This window comes from Winogradskyella sp. ECml5-4 (assembly GCF_036903175.1).
Taxonomy (GTDB): domain Bacteria; phylum Bacteroidota; class Bacteroidia; order Flavobacteriales; family Flavobacteriaceae; genus Winogradskyella; species Winogradskyella damuponensis.
In genome coordinates this window covers 1-1883 of sequence record NZ_JAYJLF010000051.1, presented here as the reverse complement: position 1 = coordinate 1883, position 1883 = coordinate 1, and the positions used below count along the sequence as shown (strand labels likewise).

At 31.3% G+C, this 1883-nt stretch carries 2 protein-coding genes; both read right to left on the bottom strand.

From position 1 onward, the window contains the following. Nucleotides 1-226: 226 nt before the first annotated feature. Nucleotides 227-1069, bottom strand: a complete 843-nt coding sequence (locus VDP25_RS17540; protein ID WP_334471927.1) for a DUF695 domain-containing protein — start codon at nucleotides 1067-1069, stop codon at nucleotides 227-229. A gap of 118 nt (nucleotides 1070-1187) precedes the next feature. Continuing rightward, the gene (locus tag VDP25_RS17535) at nucleotides 1188-1757 is read right to left on the bottom strand and encodes a nucleoside monophosphate kinase (RefSeq protein WP_334471925.1); all 570 of its coding nucleotides are present in this window, start codon (nucleotides 1755-1757) and stop codon (nucleotides 1188-1190) included. Between the last annotated feature and the right edge of the window lie 126 nt (nucleotides 1758-1883).

The following is a 1883-nucleotide window of genomic DNA, read 5'->3' as shown; positions in this document are numbered from 1 at the left end:
TCAGTTTTTAATTCCGTTGACTTTTTGCAAGAAAATAGACAAAAAACTAATAATATGTATATGGCTTTGAGGTTGTTCATCAAATGTTTGCTAACGTGTTTGTATATGGTTTGTTGCGTGGTTAAACACCTAATTTAGCAAATAAAAACCGAATAGAAAATCCGCGAGGATTTTCGTAAGTAGGCTAGAACTAGCAATAAATTATATACGGTGTTGCCCACAGTTTTTATTCCTCAATTGATGTTTCCCAACCATCATAATCTCCATTTAATTCAGATGCTTTTTGCCATAATTCCAATGTATATTCATCTATGTCGTTATAACCAACTTTGTCAATTCGTGATATTTGAATAACAAATTTATATTTGTTCGGTTGTTCTGTTTTTGCTTTGTTTTTTGTCTTAAAACCTAAATCGCTTGTAAATTTCTCAAATTGGTCAATTTCATTTTGAGTTTTAAAATATATCCAATGAAAAACTTCTCTTTCTTTTATTAGTTTGTCTCCACCGTTTTCTAATTGTTCGAGAACTCTTCTGTTTTGGATTATTTGCATTTGTCTTGGCAAAGGATATAGAAAGTCAAAATAACCGCTCCATTCTTTATCTTCGTTATGTCCAAAGTCAAATTTGTGATTCGGAAATTGGGTCATTGCTGACGACACTTCTTTTTCCATTAAAATCGTGTTTTCACCAAAAAAGTACAAATCTCGAAATCCATTAGATGTCAGCCGACCAGCAAAAGTGTAATTCAGATTGTTTTTTTCAAATCCGCTTATTATTACGTCTTCAATTTTCCATAATTCATCCGCATCTTCGTTGCTCGACAAGCCGTTGTCTTTCGGATTAGGCATTTTGATTGAAACATAAACTACATTTACTTGTCCTTTTATTGGCGCAACGTTCATTAAATTCAAATCGGTTGCGATGGAACTTAATTTGTCATTTACATTCGAAAAGTAAAATGTCCAATCAGGTTGATATTCATTTTTCGGTTCAGATTGTCCGAAGATTTTACTTAAAAATCCCATAAATAAAATAAAGGTTAATATGTTTCGATGATGTTTTTTCAAATTGTGGGCAACGTTTATGTGTATGATTAGTTGCGTGTTTAAGCAACTAATTTAGTAAACAAAAACGAACGCGAGAAAATTTCGAAGGAATTTTCCAGATAAGCACTTGCCAAAGCAATTAATTATACACGGTGTTGTGCATTGCCTTTATTTCCATTTTTATTTTTTCAGTTGTCCAATCCATTGCATATTCAAAGTCAACTTTAGAAGTGATTTTAGGATTATTAATTAATTTCGCAATCTGTTCATTCTGTCTTATTGTCGAATTGAATTTTTCCATTATTTGCTCACGTGTACTTTCATTTCCACGTTCCGAAATCAGTTTATAAATATTTTGTAATTCCAAAATCCATAATCGGCTTATTTTAAATCCAGATTCAGTTAATAATTCAGTTAGAGATTCAAATTGCTCTTTTGTTCTTGGATATCCTGTAATTAAAAGACCGTTTTCAATTCCGATTAGTTTTTCTTTTATTAACTCTGAAATTAATTCAGCAGGAACTAATTCTCCAGAGTGTAAATACTTATTGATATTTTTTGCTAATTCAGATTCCGATTGATTTCGTAATTTATCTAAAAACAAATCTCGCACTGAAACTTTTGTCAAATCAAATGATTCCACAAGGATTTTTTCAAACATCTCTTGAGAAGAAAAAGTAGTTGATGTTATTAAATGACACTGTTTCATAGGTTGTGCACAACGGTCTCGTATATGATTTGTTGCGTGTTATAAGCGAGTAAGTTAGCAAATAAAAACCAAAATAGAAAAACCGAGAGGTTTTTCGACAGTAGGTAAGAAGCAGCTATAAATTAT